Here is a 7,571-nt window from a genome sequence, read left to right on the forward strand (position 1 = left end):
TTAAGAATTCTGGTCATACTTTACTTTAAATACCTCTTTATTTTCCTGATCTTCATCCTATTGAGAAAAAATGGGCTCACGATAAAGAGATCAGACGCTCTACACATTGTGCAATTGAGGCGCTATTCTCTATAACTATTCGTGGTTATTTGTCTATGTTGTCACTAACACACGCTGATTCTTTCTTATGAATGAGGTAAACTCCTTGTTTAATGCTATCCCCCCCAGTATAAAAATTTAGTTTAAAGATGGAATTTAAAGAATTGAAGTAAGGCCTTATAGAATTCAATATATTGAGTAATGGTACGGTTATACATCGTTTCATATGAGTCCAAAATTTCTCAATGGAGTTTAGGTCAGACGAATATAGCGGTAAGAAAATTAGCCCGCAGCAAAAGTAATTCAATCACTTCTTTTTTTTCATAAGCGTTATGGAATAAGGTAGGATCCAAAATCTTCTTCTTTTCAGGGGTTTAGAGCTTTGATTCAATACTGTTTTTTCCAATAATTAAAAATCTGTATTGCAAGACCCATTATAGGTTCTTTTGGAATATGCAACACGCTTCTTACACTATTGTTTTACTTCTCTTATACCACCCTCTATCTTTGCAAATCATCATTGCTATGCCTCTCTTGTCACGCTCTTCAAGATTTTCAAGTGCTATATCGTTGATTTGTTTCTTGATAAGTATTCACAAGCCTTCCAAGAAGTAAAGGGTTTTTATCGTTAAAACCTCACTTTTTAAGCGTTCTATAGACAAAAGTAATGCTTACGTTAATAGACTAGCGATCTCTGGCTCATGTTTTATCTTTGTTATTTTGAATTTATTTTTCCTGTGCTGCCTAATCGTGCTTGAGTACTCCTTCTGTTTCGTACCTTATCACCCCCTTCGTTACACTACTTTTACTCATTGCTTCGCGGATCTTTTGATCATTACCTAAGTTGATGTATTCTATTCCTCTTTTCTTTAAGTTTAGACTTTATTATTTGTTTGTCATTTTCTAATAATTACAAAAAATATAATCCTATTTTTAAGTTAAATTACTATAAATAGCCTAATAGTATGTAATCAAAAAAGAAAGTACGATGTTAGAGAATGGTTAGTGTGTAAGTATAGATTGAACTACTCAAAAGTAGAATAATGTATCAAAAATAATGAGAATACTAAGCTGAAAAAGATCGGGACTGAATTTGCTATACGCAAAGGATATGCTGCAGCAATATTAAAAGAAAATAGGATTTAAGAGATAAAAAAACCTTTTTTTTCTGGAAAAGCAGAGTAAGAAAAACAAGATGGATACGCATAAGCAATAAAAAATATACCCTCTGAAACATTTGTATATATTAATGAAAGTGGTGTTGATAGGGTGATTTTAAAAAATAGCGGAGGGGGAAAAAACAAAAAACTGGATACTAAAAAGCTTGGTATAATAATTTAGCTTAAAAATAGGATTATATTTTTTGTAATTATTAGAAAATGACAAACAAATAATAAAGTCTAAACTTAAAGAAAAGAGGAATAGAATACATCAACTTAGGTAATGATCAAAAGATCCGCGAAGCAATGAGTAAAAGTAGTGTAACGAAGGCGGTGATAAGGTACGAAACAGAAGGAGCACTCAAGCAACTATTACGTATTATCACTTTTTAACAATGTTTTTCTCAATTTTCTGACTATAAAGTGAATTTAATCATTGATTATTTGGGTTGAGAAAATTCGGTTTATATTGTTTATTTATTTCGTTCTCCAATAGTCTCTCCACTTCTTTCTTGTAATTCGTTTGCAAATTCAAATCTTTCTGGGTTAACCTTTTCAGTTCGCTTAAAAATTTATCATTTTCTACCACTGATTGTACTTCTAAAACTTTTAGTAAAGCTAGAGGGTTTTCATTTTTTTTTGTAAAACAATCAATAACATCTAGTTTTATTTTGTTAAGTTGATTGATTAAGAACAAATTTTTTATCCGTTTTTTAGACGCTATCTTAGCACTATAGTAATCAAAACGCAGCTTTGACCTTAGTGTTTTATTGTCAATAGTATCTGACTCAGTTAGGCTTTGTAATTTTCTCAGCAAATAAACATCTTTATTCAACTCATCATAATAACTTAATAAATAATTTTTTTCTGCGTTCTCTAATAAACGATTAATTTTTAAAAGTACTTCTTGTTGTAGAGCCACTAAACACTGCTCTTCATGCATACGACGACGTTTTTCGAGTTCATAAAGATTGTTGAGACGATCTTGGGATGAATTTTTGCCAAAATAAGAACTGAAATAAAGAACAGGGTGCTGAGGTAAGCGGTTACTAGGAATAGAACAAATTTCTTCTTTTTCTTGTGAAATTTCTTCTTGTTGTTGTAGATCTTTTTTATTTTCTATAATATTTTCTTCTTGTTGGATCTTTACGTGCTTATAAAGCGTGTCTGAATGTTTTGGTGGTTGCCCGAGCGAGTTTTCTGGAGCTTCAAAATCCTGACGTATTTCCTGCTCAAGCAATCTAGTGCTTTGAACAGTCTTTAAAATTTTTTGAAAATCTTCTTCCAGTCGCTTTTCTAGACCCAAATTCTTATCATGTGGATACACTATTTTGAGATAATTAAAATCTTTTTTTTCTAAAGCAGTTTGAAAATTAGACTTTTTAGTTTGAAAAAAATTAGTAACAGAGTACAACAAGGGCTCTAAGTCCTCTAAAGATTTTAAGTATTCTTTATAATTTAATATGTTTTCCCAAAGACGTTGATTGTCAGGATTTTTTTCTGCTTCTGCGTTTTTTTTCTGCAAAAGTTCCAGTAAAAGTTTTGTACTGTCAGATCTTTGCTGTGAAAGCTTGTTTAAAATTTTAAGTTGGTCGTCAATCATAGCTAATTCTTGGGTTATCTTTTCTGGATTATACGCAAATACAGAATTGAAGTTTATAATAGCTACCAAAATAAAAAGTATATTAATTTTTTTCATATTTAATCCTTAAATTATTTAATATTAGTTGTTCAAAAATAATATTAAAAAAAAAAAAAATTTGTCAAGTGGTAGAAAAAGTATTTAAGATGCCTATGTATAGTACTGTAGCTTAAAGATGGAATTTTAAAAAATTAAAGTAAGACCTTATATCATTCAGTACATTGGGTAATGTTACATTTAATTCATGGTTTTATAATAGCCCAGAATTTCTTAATGGGATTCAGGTCGGACGAATATGGCGGTAAGAACACTAACCTATCGCCAACCAATTCTACTCCTTCTTTTTTTTATAAGGGTTATGAAATGAGGCATTATCATCCCGTGTCCGGGTTTTAGCGCTTTGATTCAAGACTGTGCTAATCAATCACTAAAAAGAGCTGTGTTGCAAGAAAGCATTAAAACCCATGGGTGTTATGGATGGATGATTCACTAAGCCAGTATAATATTGGTTGTTTTAGAATATATACCACGCTTCTTACCAACCAGTTTCTCACTTTTTTTACCCCATCCTCTTTCTTTCAAAATCACTATATCAATACTACTTTTATCAACACGCTCATAAGTAAAGCCTTAGAGTCTGTATTTATGAATGCGCGATCCGCCTTAACAAGCCCATAGAATGCGCAATCATCACTCTATTTTCGGCAGCTGCTACAGGATTTTGTACGCTTTAGACAATCTTGGATAATGATTGAGCCAAGTAAAGGTTCGTTCAACGACCTATCTTTTGGCGAGCGCAGCCCATCCTGGGGTTCTGAAATTTCAATTGTCTTGTTAAGACCGTTTCTTACAAACGCTAGCATGGTTTTTCCATACCCGGCATCGACGAAAACGCTTTTGACTGTCGGATAGTGTTGCAGAGCCTCTTAAGAACCATTGCACGCCCCTACTGTGATTAGCGTCATGAACAGTACCGTGCACTATGCCTTGTGTATCCACAACACGATGGCGTTTAGGTTCCTTTTTTTTCCCTCCGTCAATGCTGCGTTGTTCACAAGCCCGGGTATTTTTGACACTGTGTGAATCAATCCTGCGATCGCTGGGGTGTTTACTTCCACCAGCTTTTATTCGACGTATCTTGAAAAGCGTTAGTACTTTTGCCCATATTCTTTTGATTCTAAAGCGTCGATAAAACCAATGTACAATAGAGTATGGGGAAAAATCTTTAGAAAGCATTTGCTATGGGCAGCCGCTCTTTATTATGTAAACTACTCTATGAACACGATTTTTCTTTTCGTGGTTACTTCTATTACCATACTTGCCCCATGCAAAATGATCTTTAATGAGCTGTCAGTCATGATTTGTTACATCGCTTAGATCACGCGTTCTTATTATCTCCTAGCTTGACTATACTCCCTCCGTTTATCCATGAATACAGGGTTTAACACCAAGACGTTTCAGCGCTTTCAAAATGCCAATAACCCTAATCCCAAAGCTCTTCGCTTAATCTGGCTGATAGACATCAGGATCCATGGTGATATCGTGTTCTAAAGAGTCCAAGTTCGGTTCTAAACGCCTACTCTCTCTATCGTCTGCTAACCCATTCCAAAACGTCTACCCGATTCCTCATAGCGCACCCCTTACGACAAAAATCTAATGAATACGACATCTTTAAATATCTTCTATTTTCTTCCATTATAACCAATTTTCCAAAAATCTATGTATTACGCACTGCTTAAAAGAAGAGGATAGTATATCTATTAAGCAAAAAAGATACGCTATCTAAAGATTCAACCTTATGTAGGCCAACTTTGTAAACGTTTTAAAGAAAAATCATTAGAGTACAACGGCTCCGAATAGACAATTGAATTTATTTTATGAAAATTCAAGTAATACGTGAACAGTGTGTTTATTGATAATTTAGAAAAAAATTTTATTATGCATTATTACGCAATATAAACCTAGATACTATAAAATTTTTTTCATTTATTATTAGAAGTGTTGATTGCCCTTTTCTCAATACTCTTAAAAATTGATTGTCTTAGAAGCAGCATTAGAAAACTTTGTGCGTCCGCCGTCAAATTGAAGAAAGACACTACCCGTAGGACCGTGGCGTTGTTTGGCAATAATAACCTCTGCACTATTATATATTTCTGCCATATGGCGCTGCCAATGAATCATTTTTTCCGAACCCTCCTGAGGTTTATTGCGTGCTTCGTAATACTCTTCTCGATAAATGAACATTACCACGTCAGCATCTTGTTCAATACTTCCTGATTCTCTGAGATCCGCCAGCATAGGACGTTTATCTTCTCGCTGTTCCACTGCGCGAGAAAGTTGAGACAGTGCTAGAACTGGAACATTCAGAGTTTTTGCCATTTGCTTAAGCCCTCTGGTAATTTCAGAAAGCTCTTGGACACGATTTTCAGAATTAGACTTTCCTGTGGTCAAAAGCTGTAAATAATCTACAACAATTAGTTTGATGTTTTCCTTTCGTTGTAAACGACGTGCTCGCGTTAAAAGACTGGTAACGGATAAAGCAGGAGTATCATCAATGAATAAAGGAAGCGCTGCGAGCTCTTTAGAAAGGTCTACAAATAAAGGAAACGCTTCTTTATCGATGGCACCTCGACGCATACGATCGGAAGAAACTCCTGTTTCTTGCGCAATAATCCGCATCGCTAATTGCAGTGCGGACATTTCGAGTGAAAAAAATCCTACACCAGCACCGTCCCCCTTATTCTCCGTATCACGCATTTTTAATCGCGCCGCATTGAAAGCGATATTGGTTGCTAAGGCTGTTTTACCCATGGCGGGACGTGCTGCTAAGATCACTAAATCTGAAGGATGAAGCCCACCGAGCATTTTATCTAAGTCTAGAAGACCTGTACTGACCCCTACAACATGACTGTCTCGTTGGTAGGCAAGCTGAGCACTTTCGATCGCTTGAGTAAGGGCAAAAGCAAAAGAGTATACCTGAGATTTTGCACTTTCTTTGTGCATTTGGAATAGTTGATTTTCTGCGATTTCAATTTGTTGAATGGCATCGGGCCCTTCCACATCCATTACACCTGCAGCATAGGAAATGTCTTCCCCCAAACTTGCCAATTGACGTCTTAGGTACAGATCGTAGATCACTTTAACGTAATATAATGCGTTTCGTGTAGGTACTAAAAGTCCTACTAACTCTGCTAAATAGGTATCAGAAAGTCCTACATCATCTCCTTGTAAATAATTCTCCACATAGTGCTTAAGAGTGATAGGGTTTGCAATCTGTCCTTTGCGAATTAAGTGGCTTAGCGTTTTGAAAATATGTTGATGAAGAGAAGTATAAAAATACTCAGGGTGTAAGGTTTCCCCAATATCTTCAAATACACTATTATTACGCAGTAAAATACTTAAAAGTGACTGTTCAATTTCTAAATTGTAAGGCGTCTGTGGTAGAGTTGGCGTAACAGACATAGTAGATCTCTATTATAAAATTTAAAAAATTAGTGTATCACGTTTTACTGTCACTGTGACAGAAAAGAATAACATTTTCCTGGGACTACCTCATAAAAACTTTAGAAGAGACTCTCCGATTAATGCATACGATCATGTTGGGTAATCATGGTATAGAGTGTTGTTTTACTGAAGTCTTAAGTAACATAATGATCAATTGACGGCTATATTCCGCATTATAGCTATCACTTGTGGAGCGTCTTCTCCTTTAATTGTAGGCAGTGTTGTCATCTATTTGAGCAATAAATCACTATATAATTCTTGATCATAGTATCGTGAAATTTTTCTCTCAAATTTTGGAGACATAACAGCCTCAGTGTGTACAGATTTTTTGGTATCTTCCCTGTAATTGGAGTTCTATCTTTGATCTACAAAAAATCTAATTGAGGCGCCAAGCGCAGAGCATGCAGTGTATTAAGCAATCTTTATTGCTAGCCCTTGTGTTTACATAATAGTTTCTATATTTTTTTAAAGCACCAACAGCATTTTTTATGAGTGTAGGGCCAATCATTATCCATATCCGGAACTAAGATATCGAGTATTCTCTGCCAAAATCCAGCTTTAGCCCATCGCAAGAATCTTTTATCGACATACTTTTTGGGTAAAGCGGTTCAGGCTTATCTGTACTGGTCACCCACTATTATCTCTCTTATCAATGCTTTTTATGACCATAGTTTTTAGGTCTTCTCTCTACTCCTTTTTTTAATCTTTTCTTAAATCATATGGTATTCTAGCAATGCATGTTACAACGCCACAATGATACAATCCCTGGCTCTAAAAGTTGACAACACCGAGCTCCGAAATTAGCATAAATAGACTTTGAAAAAAATCTGATAAAAAAATTCAGCACTTGCAAAGTATTAAAAAATTAGCTATACTGAAAGGGAAAAGGAGTGTAGCTTAACGGGTAGAGCTCCGGTCTCCAAAACCGGCGGTTGGGGGTTCGAAACCCTCCACTCCTGAAAATTCTCCAAACTAAAAAAGTAAATAACTAGTTATCTTATTAATACTTAGAACCCGTATTTGTGGATTAGCGATCCTCACCCTATTTTCGACAGCTGCTAAAGCTATTTCGTACTCTGTAGACAATCTTGGATAATGATTGAGCCAAGCCAAGGTTCGTTCAAGAACCCATCTTTTGGCGAACACCGTCTATCCTGGGGTTCTGA

5 protein-coding genes and 1 tRNA gene are annotated in these 7,571 nt (G+C 35.2%); 1 reads left to right on the plus strand and 5 read right to left on the minus strand.

Annotated features, from left to right (window positions below; genetic code table 11):
- Positions 1–1,692: 1,692 nt before the first annotated feature.
- The 5 genes from HCUR_RS07575 to HCUR_RS07585 all read right to left on the minus strand — a co-directional run bounded on the left by HCUR_RS07575 (position 1,693) and on the right by HCUR_RS07585 (position 6,363).
- The gene (locus tag HCUR_RS07575; protein ID WP_104207463.1) at positions 1,693–2,958 is read right to left on the minus strand and encodes a hypothetical protein; all 1,266 of its coding nucleotides are present in this window, start codon (positions 2,956–2,958) and stop codon (positions 1,693–1,695) included.
- A 185-nt stretch (positions 2,959–3,143) separates the two neighbouring features.
- Positions 3,144–3,212, minus strand: a complete 69-nt coding sequence (locus HCUR_RS10375) for a hypothetical protein (protein ID WP_423751905.1) — start codon at positions 3,210–3,212, stop codon at positions 3,144–3,146.
- Positions 3,213–3,596: 384 nt separating this feature from the next.
- A complete protein-coding gene (locus HCUR_RS08925) occupies positions 3,597–3,764 on the minus strand; it encodes a hypothetical protein (protein WP_165780879.1) in 168 nt (55 codons plus the stop codon).
- A complete protein-coding gene (locus tag HCUR_RS07580) occupies positions 3,736–4,137 on the minus strand; it encodes a hypothetical protein (protein WP_104207464.1) in 402 nt (133 codons plus the stop codon). Before HCUR_RS07580 ends, HCUR_RS08925 begins: the two co-directional genes overlap by 29 nt.
- Positions 4,138–4,926: 789 nt before the next feature.
- The gene (locus tag HCUR_RS07585) at positions 4,927–6,363 is read right to left on the minus strand and encodes a replicative DNA helicase (protein WP_104207465.1); all 1,437 of its coding nucleotides are present in this window, start codon (positions 6,361–6,363) and stop codon (positions 4,927–4,929) included.
- A gap of 928 nt (positions 6,364–7,291) precedes the next feature.
- Here HCUR_RS07585 and HCUR_RS07590 point away from each other — a divergent pair.
- Positions 7,292–7,364: transfer RNA gene (locus tag HCUR_RS07590), tRNA-Trp, on the plus strand.
- Positions 7,365–7,571 lie beyond the last annotated feature (207 nt).

This window comes from Holospora curviuscula, assembly GCF_002930195.1.
In the GTDB taxonomy this organism is placed as follows: Bacteria; Pseudomonadota; Alphaproteobacteria; order Holosporales; family Holosporaceae; genus Holospora; species Holospora curviuscula.